We start from the raw sequence: 16031 nt of genomic DNA, 5'->3' as shown, positions 1-16031 counted from the left end.
CACCGCCTCGGACATGGCAGAGGCAAATGTGTCGCCTCCCCCAATGCGGCGTGCGCTGGATCGGCCGACACGGCTCCCACTGTAGCGACGCGCGGCGTTAAACTCGCGCACCATGGGCTCTGCTGTCTCTTCGGCGCGGGTTTCGGCGGCTTCTGCCTCCGTGGCGGCCTTCTCGGCGCGGGCCTTGAGGATCTCATAGGCCGAATGTCGATCTACGGGCGTATCATATTTTCCCGACATATCAGACGCTTGAAGGATGTTCTTCCGCTCCGCGCCACTGATCGGGCCAAGCTGCGTCGAGGGCGGACGAATGAGCGTGCGCTCCACGATACCCGGTACCGCCTTTTTCTCCAGCAAGGAGGTTACCGCCTCGCCGACGCCGACATCGCGGATGGCATCCGCCGTGTTGAACCGCGGGTTTTCGCGATAGGTTTCTGCGGCCAGTGTCAGTTTTTTACGGTCGCGCGCAGTATAGGCGCGCAACGCGTGCTGGATGCGGTTGCCAAGCTGGCCGAGAATATCCTCGGGGATGTCATCCGGGGATTGGGTGACAAAATAGATCCCAACCCCTTTGGAGCGGATCAGCCGCGCGACCTGTTCTACCTTATCCACCAAGGCCTTGGGCGCGTCTTCAAACAGCAGATGCGCCTCGTCGAAAAAGAACGCCAGCTCCGGTTTATCCGGGTCGCCGACCTCCGGCAGGGTTTCAAACAATTCGCTCAATAGCCACAGCAGGAATGTGGCATAGAGCTTGGGCGAGGCCATCAGCTTGTCGGCGGCAAGAATATTGACCATGCCACGCCCCGTGGCGTCCCGCCGCATCAGATCCGCCAGCTCCAGCGCCGGCTCGCCGAACATCGCGGCGGCCCCCTGGTTTTCCAACACCAGCAACCGCCGTTGAATGGCGCCGATCGAGGCCGAGGACACATTGCCATAGCGCAACGACAGGCTGTCACGGTTTTCACCGACCCACACCAGCAGTGATTGCAGATCCTTGAGGTCCAACAATGGCAGCGCCTGCTCGTCCGCCAGCCGGAAGGCGATATTCAGGATGCCTTCTTGCGCCTCGCTCAGCTCCAGCAATCGCGACAACAGCAACGGGCCCATCTCCGCGACGGTGGTGCGCACCGGATGCCCCTGTTCGCCGAAGAGATCCCAAAAGGTGACCGGCACGTCATGGTAGTCAAACGCGGTAAATCCGATTTTTTGCGATCTTTTGACGAAGGCATCATGCAGATCTGCGGCGGCATTGCCAGCCTTGGCCAGACCAGACAGATCGCCTTTGACGTCGGCCAGAATAACCGGCACGCCCTGGCGTGAAAAACTCTCTGCAAGGATTTGAAGAGTAACGGTTTTTCCGGTTCCGGTTGCGCCTGCGATCAACCCGTGGCGATTGGCATATTTCAGGGTCAGCTGTTGAGGAGACTTATATCCCTCGCCACCACCGCCGATAAATACTTCCTCTGGCATTCGGACCTAACTCCTAACGACTCTTATGGAACGAAAATACAATGTTAACCTTTCTATGCCAGCGTGAACTTGCCCGTTGGTTCTCATGCGGTTGAACCGGCGGACATTTCCTCCCTGTCAGACTGGCCGTGCCTTAGTGCACGGCCTTTTTTTTATCTGCCTGTGGATTGGGCAGCTATCGCGGTGGATCATGCGCAAAATAAGCGCAAAATAGAACATTGAAAGAGAGTTTTGTTTTTTTTGTCATTGGATGTTGACCGAAGCGACATTCGCTCGTAACGTTCTGAATAATAACTAAGTCGGCCAGTCCGACGGGGAGACGAAACAGTCAAAAGGGGGCCGCGTGGTCCCCTTTTTTCGTCTCCGAACGCGCGCGTCTTGCATCGGCGGCCACCCGCGCTCGCCGCATCGGCGAAAATCAGGGAATTGCGCCTGTTCACGGTTTTATTCCCCTGACACATTCCGGTGGCCATGTTACATGCGAAGAATTGAACAGAACCAAAGGAAAGAGGCATTCATGTTGAAATCCCTCAGCACGGTTTCCCTGGCTCTCTTGCTGGCGAGCGCATTGCCGATCGCAGCGCAAGAGGCAAGTGATCAGGCCGCGACGGACGCTGCAACAGAGGAAACCCAGGCCCCGAGCGCAGATCAGCTGCTTGACCTTGGGACACCCGCCGACGCTGCGTTGCAGGTCGGTCAGCGCTATTCCAAAGAGAAATTCGGCGATTGGGATCTGGCTTGCGTGCGCAGCGAGTCGGAGAACGACCCCTGTTCGCTGCTGCAAGTCCTGCTGGACGAAGACGGTGGTCCGGTTGCCGAGGTCACCATGTTCCGCATCGACCAGGAGGGTGGCCAGGCCGTGGCGGGTGCAACCGTCATCGCGCCGCTGGAAACCCTGCTGCCCGCCGGTCTGACCATTTCGGTCGATGGCGCGCCGGGCAAGCGCTATAATTTCTCCTTCTGCAATGGTGCTGGATGTGTGGCGCAGATCGGCCTGACCGAGGCGGATATCAACGCCTTCAAACAAGGCACCAAAGCGATGTTCAGTCTGCGCCCGGCGACCTCGCCGGAAACGGTTGTCTCTGTGCCGATGTCGCTGAAAGGCTTCACCGCCGGCTATAACGCCGTGGATGTGGTGAAACAGTAGTCTGCGCCGCAGAGCTGAAAACAAAACACCCGCCGAAAATCATCGGCGGGTGTTTTTTTATAATGTCTCGCCGCAGTTAGATCCGCCGCAGCGCCAGGACCGCGTTTAAGCCGCCGAAGGCAAAGGCGTTGCTGAGCGCGACATCGACCTTGGCTTCGCGGGCCTCATTTGGCACCACATCCAGGGCGCATTCCGGGTCCGGTTCTTCATAGCCGATGGTTGGAGCGATAATTCCATCCTTCAGCGCCATGATACAGGCCAGCAGCTCCACCGCGCCGGTGCCGCCGATCAGATGGCCATGCATGGATTTCGTCGATGAAATCAACAGCTTGTCCGCATGGGTTCCAAAAACATCCGCAACCGCCGAGCATTCGGTCTTGTCATTCGCGGCAGTCCCGGTGCCATGAGCGTTGATATAGCCCACCTCCTGCGGGTTGATCTGCGCATCCCGCAATGCACCGGAAATCGCCCGCGCGGCGCCCTGTTTGCTGGGCATCACGATATCAGAGGCGTCAGAGCTCATCGCATAACCGGCAATCTCGCAAAGGATCTCGGCACCGCGGGCCTTGGCGTGCTCATATTCCTCGAACACAAAAATACCTGCGCCCTCACCCTGGACCATGCCGTTGCGATTGGCGCTGAAGGGACGGCAGGCATCCTTGGACATCACGCGCAGGCCTTCCCAGGCCTTGACGCCGCCAAAGCAGAGCATAGATTCGGACCCGCCAGCAACCATTACCGGGCTCATGCCGCTGCGCACCATTTGAAACGCCTGCGCCATCGCGTGGTTTGACGAGGCACAAGCGGTCGAGACGGTAAAGCTCGGCCCCTTGAGGTTATACTCCATCGACACATGGCTGGCGGCCGCGTTGTTCATCAGCTTGGGCACGACAAAGGGGTGCACCCGGTTCTTGCCGTCCTCATAGACCGAGCGATAGTTGTCATCCCAGGTCGAAACCCCGCCCCCGGCGGTGCCGAGCACCACGCCGGATCTGGCGGCGAGCTCGCCTGTGAACTCCAGCCCGGATTGGCGGATGGCTTCTTCGGCGGCGATCAATGTGAACTGGGTGAACCGATCATAGAGCGCCATTTGCTGGCGGTTGAACCTGGGTTCTGCTTCAAAGTCGCGAACTTGCCCGCCGATCTTGATCGACAACCGCTCCACATCGCGAAAGGCCAACTCACCGATTCCGCAGCGCCCCTCGCGCATGGACTCCAGGGTTGCGTCGACGGAATGCCCAAGCGCGTTGATGGTGCCAGCGCCGGTAATCACAACGCGTTTCATCGCATATCCTCTTGTGGTTGGCCTTTGTGCCGATCAGCCCTTGGCGGCGATCAGCTTGTCGATACCGGCGATGATTGCGGCGACATTTGAAATGTCGAAATCGCTCTGCTCGGGCTCATTGGCGTTGAAGGGGATCGAGATGTCGAATTCTTCCTCAATGGCGAAGATGCTTTCGACCAGGCCGAGGCTGTCAATGCCGAGATCTTCCAGCGTGCTGTCGAGGGTGACGTCCGAGGGGTCCAAGACCGCCTGTTCGGCGATGATTGCGATGACCTTGTCCTGCGTGCTCATAAAGCGGCTCCTGCGGGAGATAAGATTGCCAGAGGTTTACTGACTATGCGCCTATTTGAAAACAGCCTTTTTTAACGCATCCAAATCGCGCATCAAACGCGGCAGCCGGCGCTGTGCCTTGTAGATTTCGGTGTGGGTGTCCATCTTCACCGCCGGGTAGCCCATCATGACACGGCCTGCGGGGACGTTGGACAGGATCTTGGTGCCGCCCCCGGCGATAACCCCGGAGCCGATAAAGAGATTGTCGGCCACGCCACATTGACCGCCCAGCACCACATTGTCGCCGACATCGACCGATCCAGACAGGCCGGTTTGACCGCAGAGCAGGCAATCATTGCCGATGCGGCAGTTGTGGCCGATGTGAACCTGGTTGTCGAGCTTGGTGCCATTGCCGATCACCGTGTCGCGAATGGTGCCATTGTCGATGGTGCAGTTTGCGCCGATTTCGACATCATTTCCGATCCTTACAGAGCCTAGAGAATGTATGCGAACCCAGGATTGCGCCTTTGCCTCGCCCTGATTGCCCAGCGTCTTGCGGGCGTTCTCAACCCCGGAGGTTTCAGGCGTCACATAGGAAAACCCGTCGGCGGCAACGCGGGCGCCAGGCTGGGCGCGAAACCGGTCTCCGATAGTGACGCGCGCCCCGATCGAAACCATTTCGCGCAGGTTTGCATTGATGCCAATGGTGACATCGGCCCCAATAAAACAATGGGCGCCAATCAAGGAACCCGCGCCGATTTTGGCGTTGGCACCGATAACGACCAGGGGGCCGATCTGAACATCCGCGCCAATCTCGGCGGATGGATCAATCACCGCAGTGGGATGAATGCCGGGGGCTTCGCGCTGACCGGGATCAAGCATGGCCGTGACGCCGCTCATCGCAAGCCGGGGCCGGGTGACATAGATCGCGGCCGAAAGCCCCATCGCCTGCCAATCGGCGCCGTCCCAGACCATGGCGGCGCGGGCGGTTCCCGCGCTCAGCGCCTCGGCATATTTGGGCGACATCGCCATGGCGAGCGCATCTGGCCCGGCGTCCTGTGGCTCCGCCGCATGGGAGATTTTCAGCTCTGTGTCGCCCACCGCTTCGGCGCCAAGGGCATCGGCAATTTCACGAATGCTGAACATCTGGCCATTCCTCCTCAACCGGATCCTGGCCGGAGCCTTACCCTTGAACGCCAGGAAGTGCTACCCCTGCCCGCTCCAGTGCGGCCCAGATTTTGGCATCGCGACCATAGACATCGCGGCGGAATTCCGCATGGCCATCCTCGGAAATAAAGGCGGTACGATAGATAATATGTACCGGGACTTTGGTTTCCAGCTCGACCTTGGTTTCGCGACCAGTGCTGAGGATGCTCTGGAAATAGCCCTTGGGGTCGTCGCTTTGCCGCGCCAGCAGCGCATAGGCGAATTCAAAGGGCTTTTGCAGCCGGATGCAGCCGTGAGAATAGGCGCGCACTTCGCGACCAAACAGGCTCTTGGCCGGGGTGTCATGCAGGTAGATGTGGTATTTGTTCGGGAACATGAACTTCACCAGCCCCAGTGCGTTGCCCCGGCTCGGCGGCTGCCGCATGGAGAACGGAAAGCTACGGGCGGTGAACTGGCTGAAATCGACACTGTTGCGATCCACAACCCGGCCACGGCTGTCGGTGATTTCGATATGACTGTTGGAATTCGGATTGCTTTGCAGCTTGGGCAGATATTCCTTGGTGATGATCGAGCGCGGCACGTACCAGCTCGGGTTGACCACCATATGTTCCATCTCGTCCGAGAACTCCGGCGAGCGGCGGTCGTGGCTGTTGCGGCCGATGACCGAGCGGGTCACAAAGGTCACCTCGCCATTGTCCACGATCTTGGCGGGGAAATCGGTCTGGTTCACCAGGATATGGCGTGCACCAAGCTCCGGCGACAGCCAGCGCTCGCGTTCCATCGCCACAAGCACCGATTTGATCCGATCCGTCACCGGACGGTTGAGCTCTTTTAAAGTGCCCTCGCCCGCGACGCCATCCACGGTCAGCCCGTGATCGCTCTGGAAGCGGCGCACCGCATCTTCGATCGCCACATCATATGAACGGGCCGCCGTAGGTTCGAGATAGCTCATTGCAATCAGGCGGTTCCGCAATGCGATAACAGCGGCGCCAGTGTCGCCGGGTTCGATCTTGCTCTCCGGCACGGTTGCGCCCCAGCCGCCGGCAGCTTGCAGCTGTTCCAGGCGCAGCTTCTCGCGCAGCAATTCGCGGTATTGCGGCGAGGCCGGCACCAGCGATTGTAGGAAGGCATAGGGGCGATTACTCTCCATACCGCGCAGGAAGGCGGTGGCGTCCACCTTGTGTTTCTCGCGCACGATGCCCTCGTCAACGCGGGAGGGATCGTCGATCAGCCCGGTTTGCAGATCGGTGCCGTAGTCCACCAGCGCCCGGCTCAGGGCGACTTCGACCGCGCCGAGATCCCGGGTTGAGCGGATGTTGCTCATTTGGGCAAGCAGATCCGCCGCGCGCGCCGACATATCCGGCAGCCCGTGCTGAGACGCCTCTTGCAGCGCCAGCATCAGCGCACTGCGGCGCGCGGTGGCCGCAGGCGTATCGGCGGTCCAGAGGGGCTCGTAATTGTTCTGACGGTAATAAGCGGCGACCGCGTCATCCTCCCAGGCCATCTCTGCGACGGCCTGGCGGAAACCCGTGGTCGAGGCCTCGGCCATGTTGAACGAGAACGACGAACAGCCAATCACCGCAGCCAGAAGGCTGCCAGTCAGAAGGGACGTAAACTTTGGTGCAAAGGCCAGCGACATCGTGCAAGTAACTCCAAGGGGTAACGCAAGGTTCCAGTAAACCGTAGTCCAGTGTAGGTAAACGGTCCCCTTGCGCGTCCATTCACATTTATATCAGGCAGAGGATTTGGGCCCCAAATGGTGCCTCAACACCTCATTATCAGCTGGTACCGACCTTGCATGAGGGGGAAATTGGATGCTTGCCTCCCCTTTTGCGCAAGAAATTGCCGAAAATGCACCACATTCCGGGGCTCTTCCAATCTCATCTTGGCAGGCGAATCCCCCTATGGCATATAGCGATTGCGCAACATGCGTAAAAAAAATACCCGAAATACTCGGGACAAGCGATCACCAAAGCGTATGGGACAACGCTCTCACAATGGCAGATAAAAACACCGGGTTCACCCGTCGAGCACTCTTGAAGGCATTTGCAGCAACAACAGTCGCAGCAGCCCCAACCTACTCCCACGCCGCTGGTTTCTTGCGGGGTGGTGGTGATATCCGTCGGATCAAAATGTATTCCGGTCGCACAGGCGAACGCCTCGACATGGTATATTGGATCGACGGCAAATACATTCAAGACGCAGTTAAAGAGATCAATCACTTCATGCGCGATTGGCGGACGGACCAAGTTAAGTCCATTGATACCCGCACGATCGACATCATGACAGCCTCGCATAACCTGCTGGAAGTGAACGAACCTTACCTCCTGCTGTCTGGCTATCGCAGCCCCCAGACCAACGCGATGTTGCGGAGCCGCTCACGCGGTGTGGCCAAGAACTCCCTTCACATGCGCGGTCAAGCCGCCGATCTTCGCCTTGCTTCGCGGTCTGTGAGCCAAATGGCCGATGCGGCACTGGCCTGCAAGGCTGGCGGCGTCGGGCGCTATTATGGCTCCAACTTCGTGCATATGGATTGCGGTCAAGTTCGCACCTGGCGCGGTTGATCTGACAGCTCCCCTCCTGTTTGCGCAGCTTTGGCGCGGCAGGGAATAGATATGGCAATCTGCGGTGTGGTGCTCCACCCCGCAGCCATTGTGTTTTTCGCAAGGGTGTCCCGCCCTTTGCTAGCCTGCGTCGCCCAGTGGTTCTATGCCTCGGCTAAGTCCAAGGAAATGCATGAAACTGGCGATTTTCCCATTGCAGTGGTTTCGACGGACGCGTATATCCGCGCAAAGACGCACCTGTAGCTCAGCTGGATAGAGCGCTGCCCTCCGAAGGCAGAGGCCAGAGGTTCGAATCCTCTCAGGTGCGCCATTTCCCTACCCTCCCGGAACAGATCTTCACCGATTGGCCTTTGGTTCGAATTCCTGCCAGCCGCGGGGAGCAGACGCGGCTTTCCAAGGTCAATCGACGCTTAACTTGCGAGACGGGATTGGTCGCGGTGCAGGGTCAGCCCCGCGTCCAGGCGGGCCTCGATGCGGGCGATGGTATCTCTGCGCAAGGCGTGTTTGATGCCGGTATAAACCTCGGGCGCGAGCGTGGCGAGTTTGCGCACTTCCTTCAGTGCATAGCCGTGCAGGTCCTCAAGATCATCAGCAATGATTTCGATGAACTGCGCATTGCGCGCGGCAATCGGGCCAAGGCGCTGTCCGGTCAGCATCAGGCGGCGCTGGGTATTGCTGTCCAGGGTGGCCTTGGCAATTTCCATCAGCGCGTCGGAATAGCCCTGTCCGCTCTGGATGTTGACCATTTCAAAACCGGCGCGGGCATGGGCGACACGAATGTCGCTGGCCAGCACAAAGAACATGCCCAGACCAGAGCAGAGGCCGAGCGTGGCGCAGACCACCGGCTTTGGGCAGGTATAGAGCGCCAGAAAGGCCGCATCGAGTTGGGCATATGGGTCTGCGTCTTCCTCCAGCTCGGTGGGGAGACCTGCGCAAAAATCCCTGAACGGGCTGGTCAGCAGGATGCCCCGAATGCTGTCGTCTTCGGACATCTGTATGATTTCCTGCTCGAAATCATGCAGGAATTCCGCCGTCAGTCGATTATCTGGTGCGTGACCCAATTGTAGCTCGACCACGCCGTCGCCATGCAATCGGCGGTTCAGCCATTCGTCCCGTTCCATAATACCCCCAAGTATCCCGTTCCACGACGCTAAGATCCCGCAGCGCCCTCATCTCACCCGACTCTGAAGGCTGAGGTTTGCCAATGTGTTACCGCGCAGGAGCATAACGTTTTCAATTGTATGCGTCCCGGCAGCGCCCTCCGTGCGATGAGAAGGATATTTACATTCCCGGTGATCTCAACAAGGATGGGACCCGCAAGGCGGTAGCAGCCATCGTCTTGTTTTATTGACAACTTTCATGCTGCTCAGCCCGCTTTGCCGAAGCTCGGTATTGCTTTTGCGGCGATCTTGATCACATGAGGGAAGGCATCCGCTGCGGCTGAAGCACCTGTTGCACAACGGCGGGCATCGGAATGAGGGCTGGCACAGGCGCCAGGAAGGGACTTTGAATGACGAGCATATTGATCCTGAACGGGCCAAATCTAAACTTGCTGGGCACCCGGCAGCCCGAGGTCTATGGCGCGGAAACCCTCGCGATGATCGAGGAGCGCTGCCGCCAGCATGGTGACAAGGTCGGGGTCGCGGTGTCCTGTTTGCAATCCAATCACGAAGGCGTGCTGTTGGATCAGATCCATGCGGCCAAGGGCGTGCATGACGGAATCATCCTGAACGCCGGCGCTTATACCCATAGTTCCGTGGCGCTGATGGATGCGATCTACTCGGTGGAAATTCCCACGGTTGAGGTGCATCTTTCCAATATCCACGCCCGCGAGAGCTTCCGGCAAACCTCCTATATTTCCAAGGCGGTGATTGGGCAGATCTGCGGATTTGGGTCCTTTGGTTACCTGATGGCCATTGACGCGTTGACGCATCGGATCTCTGGGCCTGCACCGCAATGAATTTGGCCGATTACCTGCATGAGGTGACACAGTTCAAATCCATGGAGGAGCTTTGGCATGCCCATGTGGCACAGATGGGCCTGTTCGGGTTTGACCGGCTGATCTACGGCTATACGCTGTTCAAGACCGATACCTCCTTGGGCGACCCAGATGATTTTGTGATCCTGAGCAATCACGGCCGGGAGTATCTGCACGGTTTTCTGTCCGAGGGGCTTTATAGCCATGCGCCGATGCTGCAATGGGTGTTGCAGAACGAAGGCGGTGCCAGCTGGCGTCTGGCCCATGAGATGGCGGCGCAGGATAAGCTCTCACCACGGGCCCGCGCGGTCTATGACTTCAATCAGCGGATGGGCGTGACAGCAGGTTATACCATCAGCTTCAACTCCGCGACGGAACGTTTCAAAGGCGCCATTTCACTGGCCGCGCGGCGAGACCTGAGTCAGGATCAGGTCGATGAGATCTGGGCCGAGCATGGCACGGATATCCTGTTGATGAACAATGTCGCGCATCTGAAGATCTTGACCCTGCCCTATCACGCGCCGAACAGATCCTTGACCAAACGCCAGCGCGAGGTGCTGCAATGGGTCGGGGATGGCAAGACAACCCAGGACATCGCGTTGCTGATGGGGCTGACAACGGCGACAATAGAAAAACACCTCCGCCTGGCTCGGGAAAACCTCGCGGTGGAGACAACTGCCCAGGCCGTGCTCAAGGCGGCGCTTCACAATCAGATGTATGCAGTGGAAAGCTAAGGTTTTTTTCGGCGCGACGTCGCATTCCATGGTGAATCGCCTGCGTTGCGACATGGTTTGTCAGTGAAGTAAAACTTTATTCCGAATAGGTAGGGAAAACTTTACTACCACTGCTCCCGCAAAAGTGTCAGAAAGTCACCGTTCCGTGAGTGGTGGCGTTAGGCCTTTGGAACCTTGGGAAATGATCCTTGCAATTACAAGGCTCTCAGACCTTGCCGGTTGCTGTCGTGTATTCTTCAATGACGGCGACCGGCGCTCCCGTCCCTCTCTTTGATCTTACATGAAACCTTGGCCGCAGGCCCGCCCGTCGGCCGAGCAACTCCGCTGCGCCGGTTGGTGCGGTGATCGCGGCTGATGTCTCAAAAGAAAAAAGCCCGACGAGATCGCTCTCGCCGGGCTCTTAAATATGTTTGCAGTACAGCCTTAGCCCTGTGCGGCCTTGGCGACCTCAGCTGCGAAGTCTTCTTTTTCGACTTCGATGCCTTCGCCAACCTCAACGCGGACAAAACCGGTGATGGTCGCGCCAGCTTCTTTTGCAGCGGCTTCCACGGTCAGGTCGGGGTTCACCACGAACTGCTGGTTCAGAAGGGTCGATTCCGCGACGAATTTCTTCATGCGGCCAACGATCATTTTTTCGATCACGGCTTCCGGCTTGCCGGATTCGCGAGCGATGTCCATCTGGACCTGCTTTTCCTTCTCGACGAGGGCGGGGTCCATGTCGGCTTCGGAGAGGGCTGCCGGGTTGGCCGCTGCAATGTGCATTGCAACCTGTTTGCCGATGGCGTCGTCGCCGCCGGTCATGGCAACCAGAACGCCGATTTTACCCATGCCGGGGGCCGCAGCGTTGTGCACGTAGGACACAACGGTCTCGCCTTCCAGCTTCGCCATCCGGCGCAGGGTCATGTTTTCACCAATGGTGGCGATCTTGTCGGTCAGGGTGGTGGCAACGGTCTTGCCGCCCAGATCGGCTTCGGCCAGCGCTTCGACGCTATCCACGGTCAGGGCTGCTTTGGCGATGCCGGCAACCATGTCTTGGAATTCGCCATTTTTCGCAACGAAGTCGGTTTCGGAGTTCACCTCAACGGCGACACCGGTGCCACCGTCAACGATAACGGCAACCAGGCCCTCAGCGGCGGTACGGCCGGATTTCTTGGCGGCCTTGGCCAGACCTTTGGTGCGCAGCCAGTCAACCGCGGCTTCCATGTCGCCATCGGTTTCGACCAGTGCTTTTTTTGCGTCCATCATGCCTGCGCCGGTAGATTCGCGCAGTTCTTTCACCATTGCTGCTGTGATTGCCATTTTAGGCTCTCCTCAAGTCAAATACGGTTTGGGGCAGGTCATACCCTGCCCCATGTGTCAAATCCATGACAGGCTGTCGGATCAGGCGTCAGCGGCTGTTTCTGCGACGGCTTCTTCAACCGGTGCGTCTTCCAGCGCGCCGAGATCAACGCCAGCGGCGCCGAGCTGAGCGGACATGCCGTCCAGTGCCGCGCGGGACACCAGATCACAGTAGAGCGAGATCGCGCGGGCCGCGTCGTCGTTGCCCGGGATGATGTAGTCTACACCATCGGGGGAGCAGTTGGTATCGACGATTGCCACAACCGGGATGCCCAGTTTGTTGGCTTCGGCGATGGCCAGCGCTTCTTTTTTCACGTCGATGACGAAGAGCAGGTCAGGAACGCCGCCCATGTCGCGGATACCACCGAGGGAGGCTTGCAGCTTCTCCTGGTCACGCTCCATGTGCAGGCGCTCTTTCTTGGTGAGGCCTTCAGCACCGGTTGCCATGCGCTCGTCGATCTCTTTCAGACGGTTGATCGACTGGGACACGGTTTTCCAGTTGGTCAGCGTGCCGCCGAGCCAGCGGTGGTTCATGTAATACTGTGCGGATTTCTCTGCGGCTTCGGCGATCGGGCCTGCGGCCTGACGCTTGGTGCCGACGAAGAGAACGCGGCCGCCTTTGGCAACGGTGTCACGGATCGCAGTCAGAGCCTGGTCCAGCATCGGAACAGTCTGGGTGAGGTCCATGATGTGGATGCCGTTGCGCGCGCCGTAGATGAACGGGCCCATGCGCGGGTTCCAGCGCTGAGTCTGGTGACCAAAGTGTACGCCAGCTTCCAGCAGCTGACGCATGGAGAACTCGGGAAGAGCCATGCTATTCTATCCTTTTCCGGTTTTATCCTCAGCGGGGGTTCAGAAGCAGATGCTTCCAACCGGCGGTCCGTCAGGGATGTCTCCCCTGAACAGGCCAAACCCCGCCTGTGGGTTCGATGGCGCGCGTATAAGTCAGCTTTGATGCCGGCGCAAGCGCAAAAGCGCTATTTCGGCTGCGCTAGCACATCGCGGCGCAAGTGGCTGTGTCCCTCGCGAACGCGGGCCTCGCAAAAGGCCGCCAACGCCTTGCGATCAGCAAAGTCACGCACCGCGACCGGGGCATGATAGATCAGCTCCACCCGTCCCTGTTTGGCAGCGGCAAGCACCTTGATCAGATGGCCGCCAAAATCCATATCGCCCCACCAGCCATAGAACCGCGGCTCGGCCCCTTTGGGGGCGTGAAACGCCACAGAGACCGGCTGCACCGACAGGATGGGGCGCAGATCTGGCGCGAAGAGCGAGGCGAAAAGCGTTGTTTTAAAAGGCAAAACCCTCAACCCATCGGTCGAGGTCCCTTCGGGGAAAAACAACAGCTTATGCCCGGCCTTGAGACGATTTTCGAACAGGGTCTTTTGCTCGGTGGCCTTCTTGCGGTCGCGCTCGATGAACAGGGTGCCGGTGGCGCGGGCCAGCCAGCCGATGCCGGGCCAGGCGGCAACCTCGGATTTGGACACGAAGTAGATGCGCTTCTTTGCGTTCAGCGCAAAGATATCCAGCCAGCTCGAATGATTGGCCACGACGATGCCCGGGTCCTGCATGCGGCTGCCCGTAACCTGAAAGCAAATCCCCAGAATGCGAAAGGCATTGCGGCAGACAAACATGGTGATGAAGGGCGTCAGCGGACGGTGCAGCCCAAAGAGCGGCCGCTCGACCAGCCGCAGAAGCAGCAACACGAGCAGGCCGCCAAACACCAGGAGCGCCAGCGCCAGCCCGCGCAGGGCAGCACGCAGCCAGCCCATGGCGGTGATGGTGACGGGGTCCGGCGGTGTGTCGCTGCTCCAACTGACGCTCATCTAGCGCGCGGTCCCTTGCGTGTAGATGCGGCGTTGCCGGTCGTTCATGCGCGCGGTGTCCAGGATCAGGCAGACATCGGTGGTGTTGAAGGCATGATCGACATAGGCCCCCTCGCCCACAAAACCGCCCAACCGCAGATAGGCCTTGATCAGCGCCGGGGTCTCCAGCATCGCCCGCCGTCGCTCCAGCTGGTCGGGGGCAAGCAGATCCATCGGCTGGTAGACCTTTGAGCGCACGCGCAGCTCTTCGGGGGCGAGATGGTTTTGATGCAGCATCGTCAAAGGATGCGCCAGCGCCTCCGGGTCGGTGCCGTGAAAAGACGCAACGCCAAACAGCACCTCGATCTGATGCTCCGCCACATAGGCGGCGAGCCCGTTCCAAAGGTGAAACATCGCCATGCCGCCGCGATAATCGCGATGCAGGCACGACCGCCCCAATTCCAGCAGCCGCCGGCCACTGCGCCGAAGCGGCTCCAGATCATATTCATCTTCGGAATAAAACTGCCCGAGCTGCTCGGCCTGATCGCCGCGCAGCAGACGATAGACGCCGACCACCTCGCCCAATGTATCGTCGCGCACCAGCATATGGTCAAAATAGGGGTCGAACTTGTCCTGCTCCAGCCCGGCGTCATGATCCACCATCGCGCCGCCACCGCCGAGCTCGCGGACAAAGACCTCATAGCGCAGCGCCTGCGCGGCCTTCAGGTCTTCGTCGCTCTCGGCGATCTTTACGGAGAATTGCGGCGCGCCGTCATGCATGGCTTTGCTTACCCTCTGGTCTTTTTGGCGCAAATAGCCCATCGGCATATTTGCGCGCAAGGAATATGCACACTTGTATGCATTTGGTTAACCTTTCATAAACCGTTTTTACGCATCAAAGACAGGAACAAGGGCAATCCGCGCGCCGTCAAAGACGACTTTGCCCTGGTCGGGAAAATTGACCGTAATCTTGCCGCCCACGTTGGACTGTACCTGCCCCACACCCCAATCGGGTTGGTCGGGGTGGCGCACCAGCATACCGGGTGCAAAAATCGCATTGAGGTCGTTCATACGCTGGAGGGCCTGTATTGGAGGAAAGTCATGGCTGTAGATAACGCCAATCTCGCCGAATTGGTAGGGTCACGCATCTGTCACGATCTGATCAGCCCTGTCGGCGCGATCAATAATGGGCTGGAGCTGTTGGGCATGTCCAATTCCCTGGATGGCCCGGAGCTGGAGCTGATTGCCGACAGTGTCAACAACGCCAACGCGCGCATCCGGTTCTTCCGTATCGCCTTTGGTGCTGCGGGCGAGCAGGAGCTGGGCCGCGCCGAGGTGGTCAGCGTGCTGGAGGATGTCAGTAAGGGCGGCCGTATCAAATACAATTGGTCGCCGCAGGAGCCCGCGGCGCGGCGTGATGTACGGATGGCGTTTCTGGCCGGGCTCTGCCTGGAAAATGCCCTGCCCTATGGCGGATCGGTGCAGATCCTGCGCAGCGGTGCCAGCTGGACCGTGGTTGGCGAGGGGCGCAAGATCGCGGCGGATCCAACCCTCTGGTCCAGCCTTTCGCCAGAGGGCGGCGCGGTCGATTTCACCCCGGCACAGGTGCAATTTGCCCTACTGTCCAGCGCGGCGCAAAACGCGGGCTGTGCGCTAAAAGTCGAAGAGACGCTGGAGAAAATCTCCATCTCGTTCTGAGACCCCGAGCTAAGACATAAAAAACGCCGCTGATTGTCAGCGGCGTTTTGTGTTTTGCGGTGCGTTAGCGCCTCACGGTGCCGTTGCCGCGCACCAGATATTTGAAACTGGTAAGCTGATTGGCCCCTACCGGCCCGCGCGCATGCATCTTGCCGGTGGCGATACCGATCTCCGCGCCCATGCCAAATTCACCGCCATCGGCGAATTGGGTGGAGGCATTGTGCATCAGGATCGCGCTGTCCAGCTCGGCAAAGAACTGCGCCACGGCGGCCTCGTCTTCGGTGATGATACAATCGGTATGGGCCGAATGGTAGCTGCGGATATGCGCAATCGCGGCGTCGATATCGGCGACCGTCTTGGCGGCGATGATCGCGTCGAGATACTCCTTGCCCCAGTCCTCTTGCGTGGCGGCGATCATGCCCTCGGGGCCCGCGAGCCCCTCTTCGGCGTGGATCTCCACCCCTTTGGCGGCGAGCGCCTCAAGGATCGCCTTGCCCAGCGTGTCGGCGATGTCCTGATGGATCAGCAGGCATTCCGCCGCGCCACAGATGCCGGTGCGGCGGGGCTTGGCGGTG

At 59.4% G+C, this 16031-nt stretch carries 16 protein-coding genes, 1 tRNA gene and 1 pseudogene; 6 read left to right on the top strand and 12 right to left on the bottom strand.

Annotated elements, in window-relative coordinates; all coding sequences use genetic code 11:
• Positions 1–1470 (bottom strand): helicase HerA-like domain-containing protein (locus HCZ87_RS14855; protein ID WP_167644863.1); only part of this gene is annotated, 1470 nt, incomplete at its 3' end.
• A gap of 517 nt (positions 1471–1987) precedes the next feature.
• On the opposite strand from HCZ87_RS14855, the gene HCZ87_RS14850 reads away from it, so the two are divergent.
• On the top strand, positions 1988–2617 hold the full coding sequence (locus tag HCZ87_RS14850) for an invasion associated locus B family protein (protein ID WP_167644861.1): 630 nt from the start codon (positions 1988–1990) through the stop codon (positions 2615–2617).
• Positions 2618–2693: 76 nt separating this feature from the next.
• Here the strand turns inward: HCZ87_RS14850 and HCZ87_RS14845 are convergent, their stop codons facing one another.
• From HCZ87_RS14845 to HCZ87_RS14830, 4 genes are read right to left on the bottom strand one after another with little or no spacing between them, the layout of a single operon-like run.
• Positions 2694–3902, bottom strand: a complete 1209-nt coding sequence (locus tag HCZ87_RS14845) for a beta-ketoacyl synthase (protein WP_167644859.1) — start codon at positions 3900–3902, stop codon at positions 2694–2696.
• 33 nt (positions 3903–3935) lie between these two features.
• Positions 3936–4193 (bottom strand): acyl carrier protein, encoded by a 258-nt coding sequence (locus HCZ87_RS14840; RefSeq protein WP_167644857.1) that lies wholly within the window; start codon positions 4191–4193, stop codon positions 3936–3938.
• A gap of 51 nt (positions 4194–4244) precedes the next feature.
• Positions 4245–5318: a UDP-3-O-(3-hydroxymyristoyl)glucosamine N-acyltransferase gene (gene lpxD / locus HCZ87_RS14835; RefSeq protein ID WP_167644855.1), complete on the bottom strand. Its 1074-nt coding sequence runs from the start codon at positions 5316–5318 to the stop codon at positions 4245–4247.
• 37 nt (positions 5319–5355) lie between these two features.
• The gene (locus HCZ87_RS14830) at positions 5356–6978 is read right to left on the bottom strand and encodes a murein L,D-transpeptidase (RefSeq protein ID WP_167644853.1); all 1623 of its coding nucleotides are present in this window, start codon (positions 6976–6978) and stop codon (positions 5356–5358) included.
• Between the two features lie 358 nt (positions 6979–7336).
• Between HCZ87_RS14830 and HCZ87_RS14825 the strand changes: the two genes are divergently transcribed.
• Together HCZ87_RS14825 and HCZ87_RS14820 are read left to right on the top strand one after the other, a co-directional pair.
• The gene (locus tag HCZ87_RS14825; RefSeq protein WP_167644865.1) at positions 7337–7903 is read left to right on the top strand and encodes a DUF882 domain-containing protein; all 567 of its coding nucleotides are present in this window, start codon (positions 7337–7339) and stop codon (positions 7901–7903) included.
• 233 nt (positions 7904–8136) lie between these two features.
• Positions 8137–8213: transfer RNA gene (locus tag HCZ87_RS14820), tRNA-Arg, on the top strand.
• 100 nt (positions 8214–8313) lie between these two features.
• Here the strand turns inward: HCZ87_RS14820 and HCZ87_RS14815 are convergent.
• Positions 8314–9024 carry an enoyl-CoA hydratase/isomerase family protein gene (locus HCZ87_RS14815; protein WP_167644851.1) on the bottom strand — a complete coding sequence of 237 codons (711 nt, stop codon included), beginning with the start codon at positions 9022–9024 and terminating at the stop codon, positions 8314–8316.
• 389 nt (positions 9025–9413) lie between these two features.
• Between HCZ87_RS14815 and aroQ the strand changes: the two genes are divergently transcribed.
• On the top strand, positions 9414–9863 hold the full coding sequence (aroQ, locus tag HCZ87_RS14810) for a type II 3-dehydroquinate dehydratase (RefSeq protein WP_167644849.1): 450 nt from the start codon (positions 9414–9416) through the stop codon (positions 9861–9863).
• Positions 9860–10615: a LuxR family transcriptional regulator gene (locus tag HCZ87_RS14805; protein ID WP_167644847.1), complete on the top strand. Its 756-nt coding sequence runs from the start codon at positions 9860–9862 to the stop codon at positions 10613–10615. The genes aroQ and HCZ87_RS14805 overlap by 4 nt, the downstream gene beginning before the upstream one ends.
• A gap of 423 nt (positions 10616–11038) precedes the next feature.
• On the opposite strand, the gene tsf is transcribed toward HCZ87_RS14805, so the two are convergent.
• The 5 genes from tsf to HCZ87_RS14780 form a co-directional block, all read right to left on the bottom strand.
• Complete coding sequence (tsf, locus tag HCZ87_RS14800) at positions 11039–11914, bottom strand: translation elongation factor Ts (RefSeq protein WP_167644845.1); 876 nt, start codon at positions 11912–11914, stop codon at positions 11039–11041.
• Between the two features lie 81 nt (positions 11915–11995).
• Positions 11996–12766, bottom strand: a complete 771-nt coding sequence (gene rpsB, locus HCZ87_RS14795) for a 30S ribosomal protein S2 (protein ID WP_167644843.1) — start codon at positions 12764–12766, stop codon at positions 11996–11998.
• Positions 12767–12930: 164 nt separating this feature from the next.
• A complete protein-coding gene (locus tag HCZ87_RS14790; RefSeq protein WP_167644841.1) occupies positions 12931–13779 on the bottom strand; it encodes a 1-acyl-sn-glycerol-3-phosphate acyltransferase in 849 nt (282 codons plus the stop codon).
• Complete coding sequence (locus HCZ87_RS14785; protein ID WP_167644839.1) at positions 13780–14538, bottom strand: GNAT family N-acetyltransferase; 759 nt, start codon at positions 14536–14538, stop codon at positions 13780–13782.
• 108 nt (positions 14539–14646) lie between these two features.
• Positions 14647–14829: a DUF3553 domain-containing protein gene (locus HCZ87_RS14780; RefSeq protein WP_167644837.1), complete on the bottom strand. Its 183-nt coding sequence runs from the start codon at positions 14827–14829 to the stop codon at positions 14647–14649.
• A gap of 30 nt (positions 14830–14859) precedes the next feature.
• Between HCZ87_RS14780 and HCZ87_RS14775 the strand changes: the two genes are divergently transcribed.
• Positions 14860–15456 (top strand): histidine phosphotransferase family protein, encoded by a 597-nt coding sequence (locus HCZ87_RS14775; RefSeq protein ID WP_167644835.1) that lies wholly within the window; start codon positions 14860–14862, stop codon positions 15454–15456.
• A 64-nt stretch (positions 15457–15520) separates the two neighbouring features.
• Here the strand turns inward: HCZ87_RS14775 and proA are convergent.
• A pseudogene (gene proA, locus HCZ87_RS14770) lies at positions 15521–16031 on the bottom strand (gamma-glutamyl-phosphate reductase); the annotation flags it as partial.

It is taken from the genome of Phaeobacter sp. HF9A (genome assembly GCF_011806385.1).
Lineage (GTDB): Bacteria > Pseudomonadota > Alphaproteobacteria > Rhodobacterales > Rhodobacteraceae > Epibacterium.
Note: the sequence above shows the minus strand (reverse complement) of the source record. Positions and strands in the feature narration are given on the sequence as shown.